The organism is Sphaerisporangium sp. NPDC049003, from assembly GCF_043197795.1.
Taxonomy (GTDB): Bacteria; Actinomycetota; Actinomycetes; order Streptosporangiales; family Streptosporangiaceae; genus Sphaerisporangium.
The window spans coordinates 136605-161436 of the sequence record NZ_JBICTU010000019.1 but is presented as its reverse complement, the minus strand read 5'-3'; the positions used below and the strand labels follow the sequence as shown (position 1 = coordinate 161436).

Annotated in this window: 18 protein-coding genes; 10 read left to right on the top strand and 8 right to left on the bottom strand. The window is 69.4% G+C overall.

The window, feature by feature from the left end; genetic code table 11:
• Positions 1–10: 10 nt before the first annotated feature.
• The 4 genes from ACGFIV_RS21795 to ACGFIV_RS21780 are packed head-to-tail and all read right to left on the bottom strand — an operon-like array spanning position 11 to position 3532.
• Positions 11–901 carry an aminoglycoside phosphotransferase family protein gene (locus tag ACGFIV_RS21795; RefSeq protein WP_392837251.1) on the bottom strand — a complete coding sequence of 297 codons (891 nt, stop codon included), beginning with the start codon at positions 899–901 and terminating at the stop codon, positions 11–13.
• On the bottom strand, positions 898–1800 hold the full coding sequence (locus ACGFIV_RS21790) for a glycosyltransferase family 8 protein (protein WP_392837248.1): 903 nt from the start codon (positions 1798–1800) through the stop codon (positions 898–900). The genes ACGFIV_RS21795 and ACGFIV_RS21790 overlap by 4 nt, the downstream gene beginning before the upstream one ends.
• Positions 1797–2420: an AAA family ATPase gene (locus tag ACGFIV_RS21785; protein WP_358555902.1), complete on the bottom strand. Its 624-nt coding sequence runs from the start codon at positions 2418–2420 to the stop codon at positions 1797–1799. The genes ACGFIV_RS21790 and ACGFIV_RS21785 overlap by 4 nt, the downstream gene beginning before the upstream one ends.
• A complete protein-coding gene (locus tag ACGFIV_RS21780) occupies positions 2417–3532 on the bottom strand; it encodes an NAD(P)-dependent oxidoreductase (RefSeq protein ID WP_358555899.1) in 1116 nt (371 codons plus the stop codon). Before ACGFIV_RS21780 ends, ACGFIV_RS21785 begins: the two co-directional genes overlap by 4 nt.
• Here ACGFIV_RS21780 and ACGFIV_RS21775 point away from each other — a divergent pair.
• The gene (locus ACGFIV_RS21775) at positions 3489–4709 is read left to right on the top strand and encodes a transcriptional regulator (RefSeq protein ID WP_358555896.1); all 1221 of its coding nucleotides are present in this window, start codon (positions 3489–3491) and stop codon (positions 4707–4709) included. The two genes, ACGFIV_RS21780 and ACGFIV_RS21775, sit on opposite strands and share 44 nt — an antisense overlap.
• Before the next feature lie 12 nt (positions 4710–4721).
• Complete coding sequence (locus tag ACGFIV_RS21770; RefSeq protein ID WP_358555893.1) at positions 4722–5093, top strand: hypothetical protein; 372 nt, start codon at positions 4722–4724, stop codon at positions 5091–5093.
• Between the two features lie 232 nt (positions 5094–5325).
• Here ACGFIV_RS21770 and ACGFIV_RS21765 read toward each other — a convergent pair whose 3' ends face one another.
• Positions 5326–6849, bottom strand: a complete 1524-nt coding sequence (locus ACGFIV_RS21765) for a glycosyltransferase family 39 protein (RefSeq protein ID WP_392837243.1) — start codon at positions 6847–6849, stop codon at positions 5326–5328.
• A 297-nt stretch (positions 6850–7146) separates the two neighbouring features.
• On the opposite strand from ACGFIV_RS21765, the gene ACGFIV_RS21760 reads away from it, so the two are divergent.
• The 8 genes from ACGFIV_RS21760 (at position 7147) to ACGFIV_RS21725 (ending at position 21151) form a co-directional block, all read left to right on the top strand.
• Entirely contained in the window at positions 7147–7983 is an 837-nt protein-coding gene (locus ACGFIV_RS21760; RefSeq protein ID WP_392837240.1) for an ABC transporter ATP-binding protein, read from the top strand.
• A complete protein-coding gene (locus ACGFIV_RS21755; RefSeq protein WP_358555884.1) occupies positions 7973–8782 on the top strand; it encodes an ABC transporter permease in 810 nt (269 codons plus the stop codon). Before ACGFIV_RS21760 ends, ACGFIV_RS21755 begins: the two co-directional genes overlap by 11 nt.
• Positions 8783–8814: 32 nt before the next feature.
• Complete coding sequence (locus ACGFIV_RS21750) at positions 8815–13584, top strand: SDR family NAD(P)-dependent oxidoreductase (RefSeq protein WP_392837236.1); 4770 nt, start codon at positions 8815–8817, stop codon at positions 13582–13584.
• Positions 13581–17423, top strand: coding sequence for an SDR family NAD(P)-dependent oxidoreductase (locus ACGFIV_RS21745; RefSeq protein ID WP_392837233.1), 3843 nt, complete (start codon positions 13581–13583; stop codon positions 17421–17423). Before ACGFIV_RS21750 ends, ACGFIV_RS21745 begins: the two co-directional genes overlap by 4 nt.
• Positions 17420–18580 (top strand): acyl-CoA dehydrogenase family protein, encoded by a 1161-nt coding sequence (locus tag ACGFIV_RS21740; RefSeq protein ID WP_358555875.1) that lies wholly within the window; start codon positions 17420–17422, stop codon positions 18578–18580. Before ACGFIV_RS21745 ends, ACGFIV_RS21740 begins: the two co-directional genes overlap by 4 nt.
• A gap of 228 nt (positions 18581–18808) precedes the next feature.
• Entirely contained in the window at positions 18809–20521 is a 1713-nt protein-coding gene (locus ACGFIV_RS21735; protein WP_392837229.1) for a bifunctional metallophosphatase/5'-nucleotidase, read from the top strand.
• Between the two features lie 207 nt (positions 20522–20728).
• Positions 20729–20968, top strand: a complete 240-nt coding sequence (locus tag ACGFIV_RS21730) for a hypothetical protein (protein WP_358558781.1) — start codon at positions 20729–20731, stop codon at positions 20966–20968.
• Positions 20969–20992: 24 nt separating this feature from the next.
• The gene (locus ACGFIV_RS21725) at positions 20993–21151 is read left to right on the top strand and encodes a hypothetical protein (protein WP_358558779.1); all 159 of its coding nucleotides are present in this window, start codon (positions 20993–20995) and stop codon (positions 21149–21151) included.
• Between the two features lie 157 nt (positions 21152–21308).
• Here the strand turns inward: ACGFIV_RS21725 and ACGFIV_RS21720 are convergent, their stop codons facing one another.
• The 3 genes from ACGFIV_RS21720 to ACGFIV_RS21710 form a co-directional block, all read right to left on the bottom strand.
• Positions 21309–22904 (bottom strand): hypothetical protein, encoded by a 1596-nt coding sequence (locus tag ACGFIV_RS21720; RefSeq protein WP_392837225.1) that lies wholly within the window; start codon positions 22902–22904, stop codon positions 21309–21311.
• A 343-nt stretch (positions 22905–23247) separates the two neighbouring features.
• A complete protein-coding gene (locus ACGFIV_RS21715; protein WP_392837223.1) occupies positions 23248–24039 on the bottom strand; it encodes a 4'-phosphopantetheinyl transferase family protein in 792 nt (263 codons plus the stop codon).
• A complete protein-coding gene (locus ACGFIV_RS21710) occupies positions 24036–24824 on the bottom strand; it encodes a thioesterase II family protein (protein ID WP_392837220.1) in 789 nt (262 codons plus the stop codon). The genes ACGFIV_RS21715 and ACGFIV_RS21710 overlap by 4 nt, the downstream gene beginning before the upstream one ends.
• Positions 24825–24832 lie beyond the last annotated feature (8 nt).

Sequence of the window (24832 nt, the reverse complement as noted above, 5' to 3'; positions counted from 1 at the left end):
GGTGACCTGGTCATGGTCGGACGTACTGGTCAAGTACCTGGGCGAGGCGCGTCTGCCACAAAGCGACGTCGCGGCCTTCCTGCCGTGCCGCCCACCACCAACCGCGCAGGGTGTGGAAGACGATCAGGTCGGTGAACAGGCCATACGAAGTCGGGCCGAGGTAGCTGGTCATCAGGCTGGTGAGGTCGCCGGAGGTGAGTGCGTCGGTGGTGACCGCGGTTTGGGCGAGGTCGTACTCGGCGGGAGCGTCGGTGGCCTGTTCGAAGTCGATCAGGTACGGGAGTGCGTAACCAGCTCGGAGAACCACGTTGCCGAAGTGCAGGTCGCCGTGGCAGCTCACGGCCTTCCGCTGAGCGGCGGGGCGGGCGAGCCGATCAAGACTTGTCTGCACCCGCCAGTTCACCTCTTCAGGTAGTCGATCGCGCAATCGGCGCGCGTCTAGGACCAGGTGGCTCACGACAGGGCTTCGAGTACGGTCCGCGCTGTGGCCGGGATCATGATGGAAGGCGTTGAGGATCTGGCCGAGGAGCCCCAACGCGTCTCGACGGGAGTAGGTGCCGTCGCTGATGGTCTGGTGGAGGGTGTTGGAGCCTAGGTCGGTCAGGACGAGCGCTGTCAGGTCGTGACCGGGTATCGGGCCGCTGGCTACCACGTCCGGTATGCCGAACGCGGAGCAGCCGGACCGCTCGGCCAGGATGAGGTGTTCCTTGCTGGCCTTCCATTGAGTGCGCCCGGCATACACCTTGACGATCATGCTGTCGTGGATCTGCCGTTCGGTGAGGATGACGCGGTAGACGGCTGTGCTCGCCGACGCGGAGAGCTGATGTGCTTGGACTGCCTGCGTGCCGAGGAGAGCCCGGCAAGCAATGTCAACAGCAGACGTGCCGACAGGCTCGATCACCGGCGTCTCCAGCGAGGGGCGTCGAAACTGAGGTCACCGAGCTGCTGGACCTGTCGCAGGGTGGCGTCCAGGTGGTGCCGGTACAAGCGCACATGCTGTGTGACCGGGGTCGATGGGAGCCAGGGTTTGGCGCTTCCTACGAAGTGCAACAGGGCCGCATCGGTCGCATTCGGGGTCCGGGCGCGCGGCGTGTAGCGACGCGGCCAGTCGCTGAGCTCCAGGAAACGTGCCAGTTCGAAGGTGTTGAACCGGCGGGGCACAGCGTGAACCGAACCGCTGGCCAGCAGCCACAGGTTCAGCGCGTCTTGATCGTTGTGGAAGATGTAACGGCGCCCGGTCTTCAAAGCGTTGCTTACGCCGCGACGCACCGAGGCTAGCATCGCGGTAGAAGCCCACCACATGCCGCCGTTGAAGTAGGGGCGGCCTGCCAGCTCAGGACGATCACGTGTCAACCCTGGCAAGGCTTGTCCCTTTCCCACCGTTGGAGCGAACTCGTCGGCGACCAACCCCAGCTGATCGGCGGGCAGTCCGTCCAAGGGCGTGGAGATGTCATCGACCACCAAAGTGTCGGCGTCGACGTAGACGAAGTAGGGGCGGCCGATGAAGGCGGGCGTGAACTGGAATCGCAGCCATGCGGTCACAGTGATGTAGGCGGTGTCCGCCATCACCGCCATAGAGGCGGGACGAGCCCACCGCAAGTCGAAGGAGCCGAACCCGAACCGAGCCGCGAGGTCTGCCATGGTGGCGGCGTGCTGGCGGGTCAAGTCCAGGGTCAGCACACGCACTGCGGCATCACGTCGGTCCGCGGTCGGCAGCGCCCTGGCCAGCGACTCCAAGGTCACCAGCGCGGGCATCAGGTAGCGCTCATTCACACAGAGCCCGAAGGCGTACACGATCACGCCCCCTCGGCCAGATTGCTGGCGGTCTTGCTGATCGCGTTGAGGGCCGCGGATAGCACCACACCGGGGTCGTCGTCGGCGTCCAATCGCAGGCAGCGGGGCGAGATCGGGTCGTCGAAGTATCGGTTGAAATGCAAGGTGAAGGCCGGGTTGTAGTAGAGGAGTGGCACATTCGGACGCGTCGCGCCGCGCTTGGCCAAGACCGGAGGCGTCGCGACCAGGACTAGGGTCAGGTCGGGAACCACAGCGGCCCTTGCCGACACGGCTTGGTCGATCAAACGCCGTGCGCGAGACACGGTAGCCGGGACATCGAGTTCTTGAAGTTGGCCGACCGCGGTGAGGTGCGCGAGCAGAGTGTCGATGCTGCGATCGAGGATGACAGTGCCGTCACGGGCCAGCGCGACGTCGGCCTGGTGGCGGCGTTCGGCTTCGACGAGTAGGTGCGCGGTGAGCGCCGCGAGTTGTTCGTTCTCGGTTGTGGCCAGCGGATTGCCAAGAAGCGCGGGGTTAGAGGCAACGTGGTAGAAGCACGGGACCACCTGCGAGCCGAACATGTCCGCCAGCCTCGCTGCCAGGGTGGATTTGCCGGTGCAGCTCACTCCCTCGATTGCGATGATCATCGGGGAGCCACCCATTCCGCTGCCACCGCTGCGGTGTGCGGGCGGAAGGCTTCCACCCAGGCGGCAGCGATGAGGGCACGGGTATCACCGGGAACTTCGTACAAGCCCGGCTCATGCGGCTCGGCGGCCAACCGGGCCATCGAAGCGATGATCTCGGCCTTGATGAGGTGGATCGCCGGACCGAGCGCCGAGGTGTGCAGGAAGTTCACCGCGTTGCCGCTGCCAAGTAGGACAAACGAGCGGCCGTCCCGGCGGTAGCGAACAGCGCCATCGACGAGCGCCTCATGGGTGAACCCACTCGCGGGCCTATGCAGGGCGGCCAGGTCGAACTCGTCATCGGCGGACGTCGCCCCGGCCAGGACCGCGCCCTCCCGCAGCATCCCCAGATGCTCCATGCCGATGGCACGGCTGCCGGTGGCGGAAACCACCAGGTCAGCGGCTGCCAGCGCACGGGGCAGCGGGGCGGATCCGTACCCGATCGAAATGGCTTGGGCGTCACGTACCGGGTCGGTTTCCACCACAGTCACCTGGGCGTGGCGGGCGTGCAGCGCGGCGGCGACGCTCGCGCCGATCTTCCCGAACCCCAGCACGCACGCCCGTTGTCCTGCCAGGACCTGGCCGAGCCTTCGCAACAGCGATTCGATCGAGAACACCATCGCCTCGCCGACAAGCCGGTCCTCGGGTTCTTTGAGCGGGCTTCGGGCCACGCTGTAAACCGGGCAAGGCAGGTCGCCGAGTGCGAGATAGCGGCGGAGCCCGTTCTCGGTGTCCTCCACAACACCGGCGATCATCCCTGGCATGGCTGAGCAGACTGCCGCCAGGGCAGGCGCGTAGTAGCCGCCGATATCAGCCAGCACCAGCCGTCGTCCGGCCGCTCGGTCGATCAGATAGCCGGCCAGCCAGCGGGGGTCGGCGAAGCGACCACGCACCAGGACGTCACATCGATAACGTCCGGCCACTTCCTCCAGGGTGGCGTGGTCGGCGGACTTGGGCTTGGGCAGTACCGCAGCCACGGCAGCAATCCGGTTCAGCGTCGCCAAGAAGTCCATCTGGCCTGGCAGCACGTGTGTGATCACCAGGGATGCCGCATCGCTGGGGACGAAACCGGCCATCAGGTCAGCGAAGAATCCGTCCGCCTCATCCGCCCAACTCCTCCACGTCAGCCTGGACGACCTCTTCTCGCCCGCCACCAACGAGTACCAAGTCGACCCCCGTTCCTGTCAGGGACACACCGATCCGATCGCCGGGCATGTCGTGCCGTACCGCGAATCGGACGAAGATGACGATATGAACCGCCGTGATCTTCTCCGCCTGCTGAGCATCACCGGTGCCCTCGTCGCCTTGCCGTACGCCGAGCCCGCCCTGGGCCAATCCCCGGACTCAGCCAAGTCGACCGAGCCCGACCCGGCCGAGTACGAGCAACTCAATGATCGCCTGTGGCAGCTCTTCGGGCTGTCATCGTCCAAGCGGCTGGTTTACCCGATGGTTCGCCGACAGCTCGGCGTTCTTACCGGCGATCTGGAGCAGGCACGAACAATGGCAGGTCATCGGCGAGTATGCACGGCGACCGCCGATCTCTTCCAGCTGGCTGGGGAGATCTTCTTCGACGCCAACCGGTACACCGACGCGGCCTCCTGCTACAGCCTGGCCGTCAGCGCCGCCCGCGAAGTCGGCGCCTACGACTTGCTGGCCAGCGCGCTTACCCGTCACGCCTTCATCAGCCTGTACGAGCACCGGCACAACGCGGCCGAAACCCTGCTGACAGTGGCCGCACGGGCAGCCGACCGGGGAGATCCCCAGCTGTCGACCCGGCACTGGGTGGCCGCAGTACGAGCCAACGCCTTCGCCGGACTCCGCGACCTGGACGCCTGCTCCCGCCAACTGAAGACCGCCGAGCACGTTCTCGGGCTGAACGGACCGGTCACCCGCAGCGGCTGGCTCCGGTCTGACGGCTCACGCCTCGCCGAGGAAAGTGGTGCCTGCTATCTGCAACTCGGCCGGACCGACCTCGCCGAGACCGCGCTTTACCAGGCATTGGGACAGGCCAACTCACCCCGTCGCCGCAGCGCAGTGCTGACCGACCTTGCCCTGCTTGGTCTCCGCCACGGCGACCTGGACCTTGCCCTGCAGCACGGTTACGCTGCGGCGCAAGTTGCCGAGCCTACCAAGTCCGCAGGGTATGTCGGCCGTAAACTCCTGTCACTGCAGGACCGGATTACCCCGTTCGCCGCCGATAAACGTGTCAGAGAATTCATTGATCGCATCGACGCAGTCGTGCCGAAGGCCTAACTGAAAGGAGCAATGGTGCAGACCGTAAGCGACGAACAAGGCCGGATCTTCCGGGAGGCCTGGATCGCCGGAGTGCGTAAGCACTTTCCGGGGGAGCCTAAAGCAGGGTATGTCACCCCTTGGCAGGACACCCCTGATTGGGAGCGTCAGGCAGCCGTTGCGGTGTACGGGCAAGTGCGCGACTTCGTCACAACCAGCGGTGGAGCCACTGCGAAACTCACCCGTCCCCAAAAAGGCCGTTTCGTTGCGCTGTGCTGGATCGCGCAGATCCACAAACACTTCGACGATCCAAAGCCCTCATATGTAGCCGACTGGGACGACCTGCCCGAGTGGCAAAAGGAGACCGACGCTGACATATTCGAGCACATCGAGGCTGCTTACTAGCGGTCCGCCACTTCCGATCTGTACGGCTTGGCGGTCGGCAAGGCATTAGCCCCGGCCGAGGCCGCTTCGACGCATTGACAGGAATTAAGGAACCCGCGTTGTCATGCTATCCCTAGCATTGGCATGTCAACTAATCGAATGACGTTCGGGCGTTGGCGCCGATGAATCCGAATCGCCACCGTGGAGAGCGGCCCCGTCAGAACCATGACGTGGCCGTCGGCACAGGCGCCGGCTAGAAGTGGCGGAGCCTCGGCCACAGGGCGGACCATGGGGCGTGCGGGCCCGAGCACAGCTGGACGACGTCTTCCTCCAGCTCGTTGCCCAGCTCGAACCCGAGGTCGACGCGCTCCGCCGGCCGGCACTCCCCGAAGAGCCGGGGAAGCCACAGGTTGTTTCCGTGGTACACGAGCACCACGGGCCCGTCGGCGGAGTCCGGCGGCGGGCCCCACTCGGCGTAGCTCATGTGGGCGGAGTACGCGGGCGGCAGGCCGTGGGCCGGCCCGTACCGCGTGATGGCCGCCGCCTCGCCGTAGTTCTGGGCGAAGACGACCGCCCGTGAGCGCTGCTGTGAAGGGATCCGGCCCCAGGCGCCCGCGACGGTGGACGCAAGCGTGGGCCAGCCCACCTGCTCGCCCTGCTCGCCGTTCATCGCGTTGACGACGCGCAGGGTGTCGGGCGGCAGCACGGGCAGCACCAGGACGATGTTGACCAGGGCCGCCACGGCGATCACGGCCGCGAGCACCCGGCTCCGCCCGGCGCCCGCCCAGCGGACGACGCTCGGGGCGCCCGCCGCCATCGCCACGATCAGCAGCGGCAGCACGTAGTACGACTTCCCGCCGAAGATCGGCACGACCACCACGAGCAGCGGGACCGCCACCGCGAAGAGCCGCGCCCACCGGATCGCCGGATCGCGCCACAGCCGTACGAGCCCGGCCGCCCAGATCGGCACGAACAGCGGCGAGAGCTGCACGAGCAGGAGGGGAACGAACATCAGGCGGTTCTCGCCGCCCTCGCGGTCGCTGATGCCGGCCGCGACGGTGAACTGCGGCCAGCCGTGCGCCGCCGCCCACAGAAGGTTCGGCGACGCCAGGACCAGCGCGACGGCCGCCCCCGCGAGGAGCCACCAGGTGCGCAGCATCCGCCTCGGCCCGACCACCAGCAGCGAGACCAGCAGCGCCACCACGACCAGGGCGACCAGCTGCTTGTTGAGCATGCCGATGCCGATGGCGGCGCCGATCGCCAGATACCAGCGGCCGTCTGCGGTGCGCAGCAGCCTCAGCACCAGCCAGCTGATGACGAGCCACGCGAGGGTGTCGAACGTGGCCGTGGCGACCAGGTGGCCGAGCCCGATGACGATTCCCGACGTGGCCGTGAGGACCGCCGCGAGCGTCTGGGCGCGCCTGTCTCCCCCGAGCTCCCTGGCGATCAGCGCGACGACCACGACAGTCAGGACGCTCAGGACCGTCCCCGCGACGCGCAGCCCGACGGGCGTCTGGCCGAAGAGCGCGGTGCTCGCCCTCGCCAGCAGCGGGGTCAGCGGAGGCTGGTCGATGTATCCCCAGGCAGGCCGGTCGCCGGCGACCATGAAGTACAGCTCGTCACGATGGAACCCGTAACGGCCGGAAAAGGCGGTGAGCAGCGCGGCGAGAGCTGCGGCGACCACCGCGACCGGCTTGGCCGCGAACGGCGGCAGCCCCCCGGGATGGCCCTCGCCGTCTTCGTCCGACACCGATGTGCCGGAGTGCGCGATAGTCATGACAATTGAGCATGACAGCAGACCCGGAAGTTTTCGTCAAGCTCGGGTGCCGAATCGCGGCCCGACCGATGGCCGGTTCTTTCAGGCCACTTCTTGCCAACAGCGCGCCCATCATCTCCAGGGATGGTGGCGGTAACCTCGATTTCACCGGGTCAACCGTATTCAGCCGTTGGATGTCGCGAGCTATTAGTGCGCCGGCCGAATATGCGTGGACATGCCGCATGAATGGAAGTCGCAACGATAACACCCTACAGCGCGGATGCCACAGTCGGCGTGAATACTTAAGGAGGTGGCACGTTGCTGGAAGCAATCGATCTGGTCAAGCGCTATGGCTCGGTCCAGGCTCTCGACGGGTTCGACCTGAGCGTGGCGGCCGGTGAGATCGTCGGGCTCGTCGGGCACAACGGCGCGGGCAAGACGACCTTCGTCGAGATCGTGTCGCACCTGATCCGCCCGGACAGCGGCCACGTGACCATCGACGGCAAGGCCCCCTCGGCCACGCGCGGTCAGGTGGGGGTCGCGCCCCAGCACATCGCGCTGTACCCCTCCATCACCGTCCGCGAGCACCTGGAGCTCTTCGGCAAGCTCGCCGGGCTCCGGCGCGCGGCACTGAAGAACGCCATCGACGATCTCACCGTCGCGCTCCGGCTCACCGACTTCATCGACCGCCACGCGGCCGGCCTGTCCGGCGGCCAGCAGCGCCGCACCCAGGCGGCCACCGCGCTCGTCCACCGTCCGGGACTGCTGCTGCTCGACGAGCCGACCGCCGGAGCCGACCTGGAGACCAGGGAGGCGATGCTGGATGTGGTGAAGCAGCGGGCCGGCGAAGGCGCCGCCGTCGTCTACACCACCCACTACCTTCCCGAGCTCACCGAGCTCAAGGCCACGATCGCGGTCGCCCGCAACGGCCGCGTCATCGCCAGGGGCACCTACGAGGAACTGGTCGACGGGCTGCCGGGCGAGGTGCGGCTCCTGCTGGACAACGGGGAGGAGACGGTGGTCTCGACGACGGAGCCGGCGGCCACCCTGATCGACATGCTCGGCCGCGCCGAGCGCCCGATCAGCGCGGTGGACGTGCGCAACCCCTCCCTCGACGACCTCTACCGATCCCTGGCGGTCAGCGATGCTTCTTGATGCCGCACCCCTCGACACCTCCCATCGGACCGGCGCGCTCGACAACCTGCGTGACGCCGCGTACCGGGTCGCCGCGATGGCCAAGCACAACACGACCATCCGCCTGCGCGACCCGGGACAGATGATCAGCTACGTCGTCATGCCGATGGTCCTCATGCTCGTGCTGAAGCCGCTGTACGTGAGGGCCGTCGAGGGCGGCGCCACCAAGGTGGTCACCGGCCTGCTGGTGATGTTCTCGGTGTTCGCCATATCCATCGCCGGCAACGCGATTCTCGCCGAGCGGACCTGGCGCACTTGGGACCGCCTGCGCGTGAGCAAGGCCTCGGCGACCGAGCTGCTGCTGGGCAAGACCATACCGATCTTCGTCGTGATGGTCGTGCAGCAGACGATCCTGCTCATCTACGGCTGCCTGGTCATCGGCCTGCCGGTGCCGCGTTCCCTCGGGTACGTCGCCCTGGCGATGGCGATCTGGGCCTTCACGCTGCTCTCGATCGGCGCGTTGCTCGCCGCGATCGTCCGCAGCCACGGCGAGCTGAGCGTGATCTCCGACGTGGGCGCCCTCACCCTCAGCTCGCTCGGCGGCGCGCTGGTGCCGCTGAGCATCATGCCCGAGTGGGCGCAGATCGCCGCCCACGTGTCACCTGGGTACTGGGCCCTGACGATGTTGCAGGCCGCCGTGCGCGGCGACGCCGCGAGCATGCTGGCGCCGGCCGGGGTCCTGCTGGCCATCGGCGTGGTGTCCGGCACGTTCGCCGTCCGCCGGCTGACGCGCGGCTGGGGCCGCAGCCGCTTGCTTTGACGCACATTCGACCACACAGGCAAATAAGGGGCATGTTGATGGTGCAACATTCACCTGGCGACTCGAAACACTCGACGGACGAGTCCGATATTGCGATCATCGGCATGGCCGGTCGATTTCCGGGCGCGGACGACGTCGAGACGTTCTGGCGCAACATCAGCACCGGGGTCGAGTCCTTCACCCGCTTCTCCGACGAGGAGCTGACCCTCGCCGGCGTCCACCCGACGACCTTCCAGCAGCCGAACTACGTCAGAAGCCGCCCGATCCTCGACGACATCCGCGGGTTCGACGCCGGGTTCTTCGGCTACAACCCCCGCGAGGCCACGCTGGCCGACCCGCAGCAGCGCATCTTCCTGGAGTGCGTGTGGGAGGTCCTGGAGGCCGCCGGCTACGCCTCACCCGGCGACCGCGGCAGCGTCGGCGTGTTCGCGGGCATGAACATCAGCGGCTACCTGCTGACCCGCCTCAGGGCGTTCGAGATGGGCATCGACCCCTCGGCGCTGATGATCGGGAACGACAAGGACTCGCTCGCCACGAACGTGTCCTTCCGGCTCGACCTGTCGGGTCCCAGCGTCACGGTGCAGACCTTCTGCTCGACCTCCCTGGTCGCCGTACACCTGGCCAGCGAGAGCCTGCGCCGCGGCGAGTGTGACATGGCCCTGGCCGGGGGCGTGTCTGTCCGCATTCCCGACAGGGTCGGCTACCTGTGGGAGGAGGGCGGCCAGGAGTCGCCCGACGGCCATGTGCGGACCTTCGACGCGGACGGCAAGGGGAGCATGTTCGGCGACGGCGCCGCCGTCGTCGCGCTCAAGCGCCTCGACCGCGCGGTGGCCGACCGGGACACCGTGCTCGCCGTCATCCGCGCCTCTCACATCAACAACGACGGCGCGATGAAGTTCAGCTACCTGGCTCCGAGCATCGACGGCCAGCGCCGCTGCGTCGGAAGGGCCATCGAGAAGGCCGGGGTGGACCCGTCGGAGATCTCCTACGTGGAGGCCCACGGCACCGCGACAGAGGTCGGCGACCCGATGGAGGTCGCCGCCCTGACCCGCGCCTTCGGCCCGACCGAGAAGAAGCAGTACTGCGTGCTCGGGTCGATCAAGCCCAACGTCGGCCACCTCGACCGGGCGTCCGGCGTGACCGGGCTCATCAAGGTCATCCAGTCGCTGCGCCACGAGCTGATCCCCGGGACCCTGCACTACCGCTCCCCGAACCCGGAGATCGACTTCGACAACAGCCCCTTCCGGGTCACCGCGGAGCCAACCCCGTGGCCGCGCAGCGCGGACCGGCCCAGGATCGCCGGCATCAGCTCGCTCGGCATGGGCGGCACGAACGCCCATGCCATCGTCACCGAGGCCCCCGAGGCGGCCCCGCGCCGGGAGCGCCCGCGCCGCTGGCAGGTCCTGCCGGTGTCCGCCCGCTCCGCGGCGGCCGCCGAGCTGTCGTGCGCCAGGCTCGCCGAGCGCCTCGCGTCCGCGCCCGAGCTCGACCTCGGCGACGTGGCCTACACGCTCCAGGTCGGCCGCAAGCTCTTCGGGCACCGCAAGGTCGTCATCGCCGACTCCACCGGGCGGGCCGCCGAACTGCTCGCGGACGTCGCCGGGCCGCTGTGCCGTACGGACGCGACGATCGGCCGCAAGGTCGGATACCTGATCGCCGGGGTCGGCGAGCAGTACCCGGGCATGGTGGCGGCGCTCTACGCCGACGACCCCGCGTTCCGCGAGGACGTCGACGAGTGCGTGGCCATCCTCGGCCTCACCGAGGCGGCGCAGCTCTCCGACATGTTCGTGCCCGCGGAACGGGACGCGAGCGGCGCCGGCGACCTCGCCCGGCTGCTCGGGCGGGCAGAGGACACCGCGCCCCGGCCCACCTCCGTCGCGCACCTGATCCAGCCCGCCGTCTTCGTCGCCGAGTACGCGCTGGCGCGGCAGTTCACCCGCTGGGGCGTCCAGCCCGAGATCATGGTCGGCTACAGCCTCGGCGAGTACGTGGCCGCCTGCCTGTCGGGGGTGCTGTCGCTGCCCGACGCGCTCCGGCTGGTCGCCTACCGGGCCAAGCTCATCACCTCGCAGCCCGAGGGCGCCATGCTCGCCGTGGCCGCCGACGAGCGGCGCCTGCGCGCGGTGCTCGGCGAGCTGTTCACCCGCGACCTGGACGTGGCCGTACGCACCGGGTCGCAGGTGGTGCTGGCGGGTCCCACCGAGGCGGTGGAGGAGGCCTCCGCCCTGCTGCTGAAGGCGGAGATCGGAAGCAGGCGCCTCGCGACCACGCACGCGTACCACTCCCGGATGCTGGCGCCGGTCGCCGCCGAGCTGACCGCCTGGATCACCGATAACGTCACCCTCAATCCGCCGGCGATCCCGTACATCAGCAACGTCACCGGACAGCCCGCAACCGAGGAGGTCGTCACCGACCCCGGCTACTGGGCCCGGCACATGTGCGAGACGGTGGAGTTCGGGGCCGCGCTCGCCCACGTGCTCGAAGGCGGCGACCTGGCCCTCGCCGAGATCGGTCCCGGCCAGTCGCTCGGCGCGCTGACCCGTGGTCACCCCGACTGCGACCGGAACCAGTGGCCGCTGATCGTCACGACCCTGCCCGCCGCGAACGACAAGCTGGACGCCCACGCCGCCGCCGCCACGGCGGTCGGCAAGCTGTGGCTGTCGGGGGTGACGGTCGACTGGGCGGCGCTGCACGACCTCACCTCCACCGGCGCCGCGCCGGAGACCGGCTGGGCCCCCGGACGCGTCCCGCTGCCGACCTACCCGTTCGAGCACCAGGAGTACTGGCTGGAGATCGACCAGACGGCGGCCGGCAGCGGCGCGCCCCTGCTCGACGAGAACGACCCGACCAGCATCGCGAAGGCGCTTCCCCGGCTGCCCGAGGATCAGTGGGTCAACGTGCCGGTATGGCAGCAGACCACACCGCGCCCGGCCCGCGCCGAGGAGGCGGCCCGGTGGCTGATCTACACCGACACCGGCCTGCCGGACACGCTCGCCGCGTCGCTGCGCGAGCACCTTTCGGCGGACGGCCGCGAGGTCGTGCTGGTCCGTCCTGGCGACCGGTTCGCCAGCGAGCCGGGCGGCATGGTCGTGCGGCCGGGCTCGCAGGAGGACGCCATCTCCGTGCTGCGGGAGCTGGGCCAGCAGGACCGGAGGCCCGAGCGCATCGTCCACCTGTGGACCGCCGACGCGGCGCGGCCGGAGGGAGACCCGACGGAGGACTGCCTCCAGCGCGGCCTGCACAGCCTGGTCGCGTTCGCCCGCGCCGCGGGTGACGTCGGGCTCTCTCCGTGGTCGCTCGACATCGTCACCGTCGGCAGCCAGCGGGTGCTCCCGGGCGACGTGGTCCGGGCGGAGCGCGGCACCCTGCTCGGCCCGTGCCGGCTGATCCCGGTCGAGTACCCGCGCGTCCGTACCCGGCTCATCGACCTCGACGCCGCGACGGCCGAGAACCTGCCCCGCGCGGTGCTCGCCGAGCTTCGCGCCGAGCCCGCCGACCAGGTCGTGGCGCTGCGCGAGGGCCGTCGCTGGGTCCCCGGGTACGAGGTGCTCGACGCGTCCTGCATCGCGGACGCCGCCCCCGCCGCCGAGATCAGGCGCGGCGGGACGTACCTGGTGACCGGCGGACTCGGCGGCATCGGCCTCGCCATGGCCGAACGGCTCGCCGAGCACTACCAGGCCAACCTGGTCCTGATGGGCAGGACGCCGGTGCCACCCCGCGAGCAGTGGGGCCAGATCCTGGCGTCCCCGAGCACCGCCGACGAGGTGCGCAGGCGGCTCGACGGCCTCCAGCGGCTGGTGACCGCCGGAACCGAGGTCGTCACGGTGGCCGGCGACGTCTCCCAGCCCGCCGACGTGCGGCGCGCGGTCGGCGCGGCGCTTGAGCGGTTCGGTGAGCTGAACGGCGTGGTCCACTGCGCGGCGGTGCCCGCCGTCGGGCTGATGCAGTTCAAGACCGCCGCCGACATCGAACGGGTGCTCGCGCCCAAGGTGGCGGGCACGCTGGCCATCGCCGACGCGCTGCGCGAGGTGCCGGTCGACTTCGTGGCGCTCTTCTCCTCGACCACCTCGGCGACCGGAGGCGGCGCGGGCCAGGTCGACTACTGCGCGGCCAACGCCTACCTCGACGCGTTCGCGCTCAGCGACGCCCTCCCCGGGGTCACCGTCGCCTCGATCGACTGGGGCGAGTGGACCTGGAACGGCTGGACCGAGGGGCTCGACAACTACGACGAGGGCTCCCGGCAGTACTTCGAGTGGTACCGGTCGACCTTCGGCATCACCTTCGACCAGGGGTTCCAGACACTGCTGCGGGTGCTGGCCAGCGGCGAGCCGCACACGATCGCATCCACGCAGGACTTCGCGCCCCTGGTGGCGATGAGCCGCCGCTCGTCGATCGAGAGCCACCAGGCGACGGTCAAGAAGATCAGGGACGCGTTCGGCCGGCATCCACGGCCCGACCTCTCGACGGCGTACGTCGAGCCGCAGTCACCGGCCGAGGAGGCCATCGCCGGGGTGTGGGCCGAGGCGCTCGGCCTCGAACAGGTCGGCGTACACGACAACTTCTTCGAGCTCGGCGGCAACTCCCTGCTCGGCATGGAGATCATCGCCGAGGTCCGCAAGGCGCTCGAACTCTCCTATCTGCCGCCGCACCTGCTGTACCAGGCGCCGACGGTCGCCTCGCTCGCCGAGGCCGCCGCCGCCGACGAGGAGAAGGACGACGAACAGGCCGCCGGGGCCCGCGAACAGCAGCGGTCCCGCATCGAACAGCGACGCAACATGCTCCGGACCGGAAGGACGTCATGACGGAAACCGACTACGACTCGGCGGTCGCACTGATCGGAATGTCCGGGCGTTTTCCCGGAGCGGGCAGCGTCGCCGAGCTGTGGCGCAACGTGCTGGCCGGGGTCAAGGGCCTGCGTGAGATCACCGACGAGGAGCTGCGCGAGACCGGCGTCGAACCCGGCCAGCTTGCCGACCCGCGCTATGTCCGCATCGGCGGCCCTTTGGACAAGCTCGACCAGTTCGACGCCACGGTCTTCGGGATCAACCCCCGCGAGGCCGAGACGATGGACCCCCAGCACAAGCTGTTCCTGGAGTGCTCCTGGGAGGCGCTGGAGAGCGCGGGATACTGCCCGACGGACGTGCCGGGGCAGGTAGCGGTGTTCGCCGGGTGTGGCTTCCCCGATTACATCGTCCAGAACATCCAGCACCTCGCCGGGCAGCCGGGCGGGGCCCTGCTCATGGCCGTCGGCAACGAGCGCGACTCGCTCGCCTCGCTGGTGTCGTACAAGCTGGGCCTGCGTGGCCCGGCCGTGACGGTGCAGACCTTCTGCTCGACGTCGCTGGTGTCGGTACACCTGGCCTGCCAGAGCCTGCTGACGTACGAATGCGACATCGCGCTCGCCGGCGGGGCCTTCACCCCGCTCCCCCAGCCGTCCGGCTACCTGTACGAGCAGGGCGGCATCATGTCGCCCGACGGGCGGGTCCGCAGCTTCGACGCCGAGGCGAGCGGCACGGTCATGGGCAGCGGCGTGGGCACGGTCGCGCTCAAGCGCATGTCCGACGCGATCAACGACGGTGACGTCATCCACGCGGTGATCCTCGGATCCGCCGCCAACAACGACGGCCGGATGCGGGCCGGGTACACCGCGCCCGGCGTCGACGGCCAGGCCGAGGTGATCGAGCAGGCCCTCGGCGTCGCCGGGGTCAAGCCCGACACCGTCGGCTACGTCGAGTGCCACGCGACCGGCACCATGCTCGGCGACTCGATCGAGCTGGCCGCGATGAACCGGGCGTTCGCGCAGCCTCGCGAGACCCCCTGCGTGCTCGGCTCGCTCAAGCCGAGCATCGGCCACCTCGACCGCGCCTCCGGGGTCACCGGGCTGATGCGCGCGGCGCTCACCCTCAAGCACGAGCTGCTCCCGGGCACGCCCGGCTACGAGACCCCCAACCCCGCGCTGGCGACGGCGCAGGAACGCTTCACCGTGCTCACCGAGCACCGCCCCTGGCCCGAGGGTCCGCACCCCCGGCGCGCCGGGGTCAACTCCTTCGGCCTCGGGGGCACCAACGCCCACGTCGTCATGGAGCAGGCCCCGCCGAGGCCCGCCAGGCCCGCGAGGCCCGGCCCGCACCTGCTGGTGTACTCGGGGACCGACGAGCAGGCGCTGTCGGACCTCACCGAGCGCCTTCGGGGGTATCTCGCGGACAACCCCGACGAGGACCTCGCCGACGTGGCCTACACGCTCCAGGTGTCCCGTGGCGGTTTCGCGCGGCGGCGGGCCATCGTGTGCCGCGACCGCGACGACGCGCTCGCCGCGCTCGCCGACCCGGCACGCTGGATCGACGGCAAGACCCAGCGGCGCAACCCCAAGGTCCTGCTGGTCGAGGGGGCCGGCGAGGTTCCCTCTTCCTGGTGGCCCGAGCTCCACGCGGCGGTCACCGAAGTGCTGCGTCCCGGCGGCGAGGCCCGTACCACCGACCCCGGCCGCGACGAGGCGCTGAGTGCGCTCTCCGACGCCCTGAGCGGGCTCGGGGCGCACATGCTCCGCGACGGCTCCAGCCTCCCCACCGGCGTCGAGGAGGTCACCGTCGCGCCGGGCGGCGCCTCCGCCGCCGAGTGGCTGCTCGCCACCGTGGCCCGGCTGTGGCAGGCCGGCAGCTCCATCGACTGGGCGGCGCTGCACCGGGGCGCCGGGCGCCGGGTCGAGCTGCCCACCTACCCGTTCCAGCGGCGCAGGTTCTGGGTCAAGCCCAAGCCCGGTCAGCTGGCCGCGCCCCCGTCCGAGGGCAAGACGTTCGACCGCTCACGCTGGACGTACCTGCCGACGTGGCAGCAGCGGCCCCTTCCGGTCTCCGGCCTCGACGAGCGGCTCAGGCTGGCCGGGCCCTGGCTGGTCTTCACCGACGACGAGCGGGGCGAGGCGCTGGTCGAGCGCCTCACCGACGCGGGCGCCGAGGTGACCGCCGTGCGAGGTGGCGACCGGTTCCACCAGGACGACGCCGGCGACTTCACCATCCGGGTCGACAAGGCCGACGACATGGCCGAGCTGCTCTACTCCCTGGCGGCCGGCCCTCGCGCGATCATCCACGGGTTCAGCCTGGCCGGCGCCGAGGCGGGCCCTGAGGACGACCCCGTGGCCCACTTCGACGGCGAGCAGAACCGGGGCTTCTACTCCGCGCTGGCCCTGGCGCGGGAGCTCGTCGACAACACCGGCTCCGCGCCGCGCGCCGAGCTGGCCCTGCTGACCTCCGAGGCGGTGGGGGTGCTCGGCTCGGACCTGCGCCACCCGGAGCACTCGACCCTCGCGGCGCTCGCGCCGAGCCTGGCCCAGGAGAACCCCCGGCTGCGCTGCCGTCACATCGACGCCGACGTGGTGCCCGCGGGCAATCCTGGCGCGCTGCGGTCGCTGGCCACCCAGATCCTGGCCGCGGTCGTGTGCCCGCACGAGGGGCCGGTCGCGGTGCGCGCGGGCGAGACCTGGCTGCGGCGGTACGAGCCCTTCCCCATCCAGGACCTCACCCCGGAGGACCGTCCGATCCGCGACGGCGACACGGTGCTGATCACCGGTGGTCTCGGCGACGTCGGGCTCGTGCTCTCGCGCCACCTGGCGAGCACGTACGGCTGCCGGCTGGTGCTCACCGCGCGCTCACCGCTGCCGCCCCGTGAGGAGTGGGAGGGGTACCTCGCGTCGGTGCCGGAGCGCGGCGAGCGGACCGCGCGGCACATCCGCAACATCCTGGACCTGGAGTCCCGGGGCGCCACGGTGCTCGCCATGTCGGCCGACGCGTCCGACGAGGCGCAGATGCGGGCGGTCGTCGAGGCGGCGGTCGAGCGCTTCGGGGAGATCGACGTGGCGGTCCACGGCGCGGGAGTTCAGGAGGGCGGGTTCTTCAACTTCGCCCACCTCATGGACCGCGACCAGTGCGACGCGCACATGGCCGCCAAGGTCAAGGGTTTCCACGTCCTGCAGGCGGTACTCAAGGGCCAGGCCCCCGAGCGGCGCATCACCCTGTCCTCCATCGCCGCCGTCCTCGGCGGCATGACGCTGGCCCCGTACGCGGCGGCCAACGCGGCCCTGGACGCCTACATCCGCGTGGCCCGCACGTCCGACGCCGGCCGGTGGATCACCGTCGACTGGGACACCTGGAGCATCGACCCCGATCGTCTCGAAGGGCACAGCTCGGCGGTGCTCGACTACGCGATGGCGCCGCCGGAGGCCGTCGACGTGTTCGAGCGGACCCTTTCCGCCGGTGACCGCGTGGGCCACCTGGTCATCTCGACCGGTTCGCTGGACGCCCGCATCGCCCAGTGGGTCACCGGCGACATCCACGAGGCGAGCGACGACTACGACGACCAGGAACGCCACCCCCGCCCGGACCTGAGCACCCCCTACGTGGAGCCGCGCGAGGGCACCGAGGCCACGCTGTCGGAGATCTGGTCGCGGGTGCTGAGCATCGAGCCGATCGGCGCCACCGACAACTTCTTCGAGCTGGGCGGCCATTCGCTGCTGGCGATCGAGCTGACCACCCGGATCCGCAAGGCGCTGAACGCGTCGGTCCCGGTCACCGGCCTGCTGGAGTGCCCGACCGTCCGCCAGCTCGCCGAGCTGCTCGACAGCAGGGAGGGGGTGGACGAGGAGTGAAGCAGCCCGAATACCTCCGCAGGGTGCAGGGCTTCGCCCGGCGCGAGCTGCTGGGCAAGGACGCCTATCTCGACTCGCTGGCCGAGGCGCCGCTGCCGCTGTACGAGCGCTTCGCCGAGACCGGCCTGGCGAACTGGTGGCTGCCCAAGGAGCAGGGCGGGCTCGGGCTCGGCCTGCAGGAGAGCGTGCGCATCGTCTCCGAGCTGGCCTACGGCGACGCCGGGGTGGCGTTCACGCTGTTCATCCCGGTCCTGACGACCAGCATGGTCGCCTGGTACGGCAGCGACGAGCTCAAGGAGCGCCACCTCGGCCGCATGGTGGCGGAGAACGGGTCGTGCGCGACGCTCGGCAGCGAGCACGCGGCGGGCAGCGAGCTGGCCCGGATCACCACCATGGCGGCCCGTGACGGCGACACCATCGTGCTCAACGGGCAGAAGGCCTTCTCCACCAACGCCGGGTTCGCGCGGTTCCTCGTCGTGATCGCCCGCTCGCAGGAGGACCCGTCGGGGTATCTCGCGGTCCTGGTCCCCCGGGACACGCCCGGGGTGCGGGTCGACAAGCGGTGGGACGTGATCGGGCTGCGGTCCTCGGCGACCTACCAGGTCTCGTTCACCGACTGCCGCGTCCCCGCGGGGAACGTCCTGCGGGGCAACGGGCTGCGGCTGCTGGAGGTCGGGCTGAACGCCAGCCGGATCCTCATCGCCGCCACCGGTCTCGGCATCGCCCGCAGGGTGCGGGACGTGTGCATGGAGTACGGCAAGTCCAAGTCGGTGAAGGGCTCGCCGCTGGCCGGCAACGCGGTGTTCGCCGGCAGGCTCGGCCAGTTCGAGATGCAGATCGACGTCATGGTCAACCAGTGCATGGCCGCGGCGCGCGAGTACGACGCCGTCGCGGTCCGGCCGGACGCGGGCGAGGAGTTCCTGCGCATCGGGACCCTGAAGTCCGCCCTCACCACCAAGATGTTCTGCGGCCAGACCGGCTGGCAGATCGCCTCCACGGCCTCGGAGATGTTCGGCGGCCTCGGCTACACCCACGAGTCGGTCATCGGCAAGCTGCTGCGCGACGTCCGGTACGTCTCCATCGTCGAAGGCGGCGACGACGTCCTACGCGACCTGGTCTTCAGCCGGTACGTGGTCCCGGTCTCGAAGCGCTCCTGAACCCGGTCGGAGCACGGGATCGTTTCGGCGCCACCGCCGCCGAAACGATCCCGCCCGCACCCGCCCCGGCCGGAGCCGACCGTAACGACCCTCCATGGCCCCCGCATGGCGGGGTCCCCGGATGGTCATGGTCAAACCCTGATCTCGCGGAATCGACATCCGGGCGTGGGGTGTTTCGTCACCTCTAGTTCGTTTTGTGATGTTTTTACGTCCCTAACGTCGCGGGCTATGACCTCACGATCGTTCATGCGGATCGCGGTCGCCGGCATGGTGGCGGCCACCGGCCTCGCCATCGCCGCCGCGCCCGCGTCCGCGCACCCGAAACCTCCTAAGCCTCCCGTGACGGTGCCCGTACGGCTCGTCTCCATCAACGACTTCCACGGCAACCTGGAGCCTCCGACGGGTTCGAGTGGCGCGATCGTCAACGAGAGCGGGACCTCCGTGCCCGCCGGTGGCGCCGCCTACCTGGCCACCCACCTGAAGTCGCTGGTCAACAAGAACACCGCCGTCGTGGCGGCCGGTGACCTGATCGGCGCCTCGCCGCTGATCTCCGCCGCCTACCACGACGAGCCGACCGTCGAGCTGCTCGGCAAGCTCGGCCTTGACGTCTCCTCGGTGGGCAACCACGAGTTCGACGAGGGTCTCCCCGAGCTCAAGCGCATCCAGAACGGCGGCTGCCACCCCGTCGACGGCTGTTCCCCGGCCGGGAAGTGGAAGGGCGCCAAGTACGAGTACCTCGCCGCCAACGTTCTCAAGGAGAACAGCGACCGGTACGTGCTCCCGCCCGTGGCCATCAAGAAGGTCAACGGCGTCAAGGTCGGCTTCATCGGCCTGGTCACGCAGACCACGCCCACGATCGTGACCGCCTCCGGCATCGCCGGTCTGAAGTTCGACGAGGAGGTCGCCGCGGGCAACCGGGCGGCCAGGCTCCTGCGGCTCGCGGGCGTCAAGGCCATCGTGGCCCTGGTCCACGAGGGCGACCCGATCGCCCCGAACCAGAGCCCGGACGCCTGCCCGGTCACCCCGGGCGCGGGCACCCGCATCGCCCAGGGCCTCAGCTCGGACGTCGACCTGGTCGTCATGGGCCACTCCCACGAGGCCTACATCTGCAAGACCAAGGACCCCTCAGGCCAGGACCGCTTCTACACCCAGGGCTCGTCGTTCGGCCGCGTGCTGACCTCGATCGACTTCCAGGTGGACAAGAAGACGGGCGAGGTCGTCCGCTCCTCGGTCGTCGCCGACAACCACGTGGTCACCCGCGACGTCGCCCCCGATCGCGACATCACGAAGCTGGTGGACACCTGGAAGGCCCGCGTCGCGCAGATCGCGGACAAGCCCATCGGCAAGATCACTGCTGACGTCGACCGCAAGTCCGGGCCCTCCGGTGAGACGGCGCTCGGTAACCTCATCGCCGACGCCCAGTTGGAGGCCACCAAGGCGGGCGGCAACGCCGAGATCGCGCTGATGAACGCGGGTGGCGTCCGCGACGACCTGGTCTACGCCCAGAAGGGGTCCGAGGGCGACGGCGTCGTGACGTACGGCGAGGCCTTCACAACGCAGCCGTTCAACAACCTCCTGCAGGTCGTGACGCTGACCGGCGCCCAGCTCGACGCCCTGCTGGAGCAGCAGTGGCAGAGCGGCGGCTCGATCGTGCGCATCCTGCATTCGTCGGCCTCGCTGACCTACACCGTGAACCGGTCGCAGCCGGTCGGATCGCATGTGTCGAACATCAAGATCAACGGGACTCCGGTCACGGACGCCCAGCAGATCAGGGTCGCCGGCAACAACCTCATCGTCGGTGGCGGCGGCGGCTTCAGCGTCTTCAAGGAAGGCACCAACCTGTGGAGCGGGCCGCTGGACATCGACGCGTTCGTCGCCTACCTGGGCGCGCACTCGCCGATCGCCCCGCCGGCCGTCAACCGCGTCACCGTCGCCGGCTAGGCGTCATCTGTTCGACCGCATCGTGCCGGCAGCGGGAACCTGACCACCTGCGGCCGGCAGGACGCGAAAGCACGGTTCCGCGCGTGGCGTCGTCTTCTCGGCCGCAGAGCTCAGCGCAGGCACGCAGGCCAAGATCGCGGCGCAGTCGGAGCGTGCGAACGCGACAAGTGGGCGCAGGGAATCAGCGACACTCCCGCACTCGGCCTCTTGAACGAAGCCCTCGGCCTCGGCCTGCCGATCATCGCGTTCCCGTGGCCCAACGTCGCACTCGCCCGCCATCCGGCCTTCCCGGTCAGCATCAAGCTGCTCCGGGCGTCGGGAGTCACCGTCCTCCTCGATTTCGACAACCTCCCCCAACCCGACTCAGGAGCCCCGGGCGCCGCATCATTTCCCTGGGAGGACCTCCGAAAGGAACTCCGCGCCGTGCGATCGAGCCTTGGCGATTGATTCAACGCGAGCCAGTCCCTGTCCGTGTCAGGGTTCTGGCTCGAACCGCTGGCCGTACCGCTGGTCGCTCTGGTCGGCGTAGTTGGGTTGCTGTTCGGACTCAGCGCGCTGACGTGGCGTTTCGTGGAGGCTCCGGCGCAACGGCTGGGCAAGCGCCTCATTTCCGAGGAGCCCTCGCGGTGAGATCACGAGGTCAGTCGATGGCCATCCCACCCGTAGCACAGGGCCGCCGAGCCGAGCAATCGTCTCACGGGGGCGCAGGGAGGCCGATCACCGGCGGGGCGCCGGGTCAGGAGCGTTTCCCGACCCGGGCCTTGATCGTTCCGCGCGTGGTGGGCCGCTAGGGCTGCGGGACCGGGCTCGAAGTGGGGGGCGGGGTATTGACGAAGAAGATGTAGGTACGGGAAAGGCTTGAATAGCCGAACTTGTCCACAGTGGACACGGACAGGACGTTCTCGTCGGCCGTGTCCGGTGTCACGGTCACCTTCGCCGTACCGTCCTCGCCGACCGGCACCTCTACGAGGCTTCCGTTGAGCCGATAGCTGTACCTGACGACATCCTGCGCGCCGTTGAGCGCGAAGGTGAACTCGCCGGGTATGCCGACGCCGCCGCCGTACTGGTTCTGTGGATACACCGTCGAGGAGACGGTGGGCGCGGGGTTGCGGACGGCTCTGAACTCGTACACCTTGGTCGGGCTGCGGTTTCCGGCACGGTCGGTGCTGCTGACCGTCAGCTTCATCGGCAAATCGCGGGTCGGGGTGAACGTCACGATGGCCGTCCCGTCGCTCCCGGCTGCCACGGTGCCCGCGGGACCAGCGGGCGTGATGCTGTACTGGTAGCTGACGACGTCGGAGGCGCCGTTGGGCGCGAACAGGAACTCACCGGGGGTTCCTACTCGTGCCCCAACCACCTTCTCGGGGTAGGCGGTCGATGACACCACCGGCTGCCCTGGTGGCGTGACGTCGACCGTGAACGCCTGCCACGGGCTCCATTCACCTACCTCGCTACCGAACTCAATCGAGCCAGCCGGCTGATATTGGTCCTCGGCCCGCACGCGCCACACGTATGTGCCTCCGTCGGCGAGGGCCCCGGATGGGACGCAGATGCGCTGCGTGGAGCCGACATAGGTGAACTCGGTGACGAATTCGCCGAGGGTGTCCCCTCCTGGCACCGCCCATTGGAACCGTCCGCGAATCTGCTGCCAGGTTTCGTCCTCGTCGGTGAACTTGGCGCTGAGCGCCGGAGTCGTCGTTCTGACGTATCCACCGTCGCCGGTGGGCACTCCACTGCTGGAGCAGCCGACTCCGAACGTGTCCGACCAGGCCCGCAACTCGGAGGGCACATGGGGGGCGGTGTTGTAGTCGATGTGCAGCCATGGACTGGGTAGCTTCCCGAAATATGGGTCGGATGCCACATCGCTCTCGAACACGTGCAGTTCGCGGGGCCCTGTCTCGTGGGCGGAACGCAGGCCGAAGGTGATGTACCGGTCTCCGCGAGCAGCCGCCTCGGTGACGAGGTCGGTTACCGTCCAACCGAAGAAACAGCCACCGTACGGGTCGGAAGCAGTACCGGCGTCGAGTCTCTTGAGCCATTTCGGCTGCTTCAGCCAGGTCGTCTTGGGGGTGATCTCCTCGGTCACCCACAACTCGACATTAGGCTCGCAAGGTCCGCTGTTCTGATAGGCGCTGAAAATAGCCCGCAGAATGTGCTTTCCGATGACCTTGGAAGTGTCCATCCGGAAGAAAGACCGGAAGATGCCGGCGGGCTTCACGCCCGTCCCCACCGGCGCGTCTTCCGAACTGTCCCAGTAGGACTTTTTGGGATGCGTCAACGACACGTACGTCCATGCGACCTTCCCACCGCCGGCGTACGCCGCCGCCTGCGCCGTGTTCGGCGTGATCAGCGTCCCGAGGATGGCCAGCGTCGTGAGTAACAAGGGCAGAGTCGCGCCGCGAAGGCGCCGTAAGTATGGCTTCATCGAACCGTCCCCTAGATCGATCCCCGTAGGACATCGGAACCGAGTCCGTCATAGGCAAGGGCCGCCATACGCGGGACCAGGCACCGATGACCGGCGGAGCCACCCCATCCCTCCGCCGGCGATTGGCAGCATGATCGGCGAATCTACCTTATTCATGTCGGAAGTTACATATTCCGCGAAGCGGACATTCCCACATCAAGATCGAGGTATGGAATGCCTTTCACGTGTGAGCCCGGATAAGAATCCAGCACAGGTCGACGGACGCCTCGTGTCGGGGCAGCCGAATGTCGCCACGGTCAGGTCATATGCCGCAGGAACGCGGGGGTTGCCGCCTGTCCGGGCCGGTGACGAGGGCGGCGGAGTAGCCGGGGGCTGCGTCGAGCCAGCGGACCGGCCACAGCGCGCCGGGGTGGGTACGCGAGAGCACGGTGCCGTGGGGTGCGTCGGCTTCTCGGTTCACCAGGACGTCTCTGAGGCCGGCGAGGCCGATGCCGATGGCCTTGACGTAGGCCTCCTTGGCGCTCCAGAGGGCGAAGTACTCGGTGTGGCGGGCCGCCGGGTCGGTGTGGTGCAGGCGGTCGACCTCCGCGGGCTGGTACATGCGCTTGGCCATCTCCAGGCAGTCGAGGTCCGGGCGGATCAACTCGATGTCGACGCCCACCCGCGACCCCGGCGTCACCGCCACCAGGGCCCACTCCCCCGAGTGGGACAGGTTGAAGTCGAGCGGGGGACGGCCGTCCGGCAGCGCCAGGTACGGCCGTCCCCCGGCCTCGGTGAGGATGGTGAGACGTGAAGCGCGCACGCCGCACAGCCGGCCGAGGATGGCGCGGAGCGCGGCGTGCGCGATCGTGAAACGGTGCTTGTCGGTGGGGCTCGCGAGCTGTGACGCCCGCTCGCGCTCGGCGTCGGAGAGCATCCGCCACCACCGCGAGTCGTCGGGCTGATCGAGGTGAACCCGGAAGATCCGGGGCCCGGTCGTCTTCTCCGCGTCTCGGTCGAGGTGGATGCGAGAGACCCAGGGCCCGGTCGCGGTCGGCTTCTCCGCGTCTCGGTCGAGGGTTAGCCCCTGGACCCGGGGCCCGGTGGTGGTCATCTTCTCAGGGCCTCGGTGATGTACTTGTGGGTGAGGGCCGCCTGTTCGAAGACCGCGAAGTGGCCGCCCAGGAAGGGGTGCAGGGCGAACCGGCGTGAGGTGTGCTCCTCCCAGCCGTCGACCAGGCGCCGGTCGACCCTTGGGTCCTCGGCGCTCGGCATGGCCGTGATCGGGACGTCCAGCGGCGGCCCCTCCTGGTACTCGTAGGTCTCCTTGATGGTGAAGTCGGCCTGCACGGCCGGAAGGATCATGTCGAGCACCCCCGGGTCGGCCAGGAGCCACTCCGGCGTCCCGCCGAGCTTGCGGAGCATGTCCACCACCTCGGGCCGGGTCATGTCCCGGACGAACGGCCCGATCTCGTACGACAGGTGCGGGGCGACCGACCCGGAGACGAACAGGTGCTCCGCCTCCGGCCCGCCGCGGCGGCGGATCTCCCGCAGAAGCTCGAAGCCCACGAGCGCGCCGAGGCTGTGCCCGTAGACGGCGTACCTGCGGCCCTCGGGGCCGAGCGCCAGGTCGGCGAGCACGACGTCGGCGAGGTCGGCGACCAGCGGCCCCATGCGCTCGTAGGGCGTCTCCCTGAGCCGGTTGTCCCTGCCGGGCGGCTGCACCGGCAGCACCGCCACCCCCGGCACCTTGCGCTGCCACACCCGGAAGGCCGAGGCCGCGCCGCCCGCGTGCGGCAGGCAGTACAGCGCGAGCGCGGTCGGCTCGGCCCCGGTCTGGCCTCGGAACGGCAGCCACCGAGCCATCACATCACTGCTCGTCAGGTCATTGACGGTCATGTCTGCCT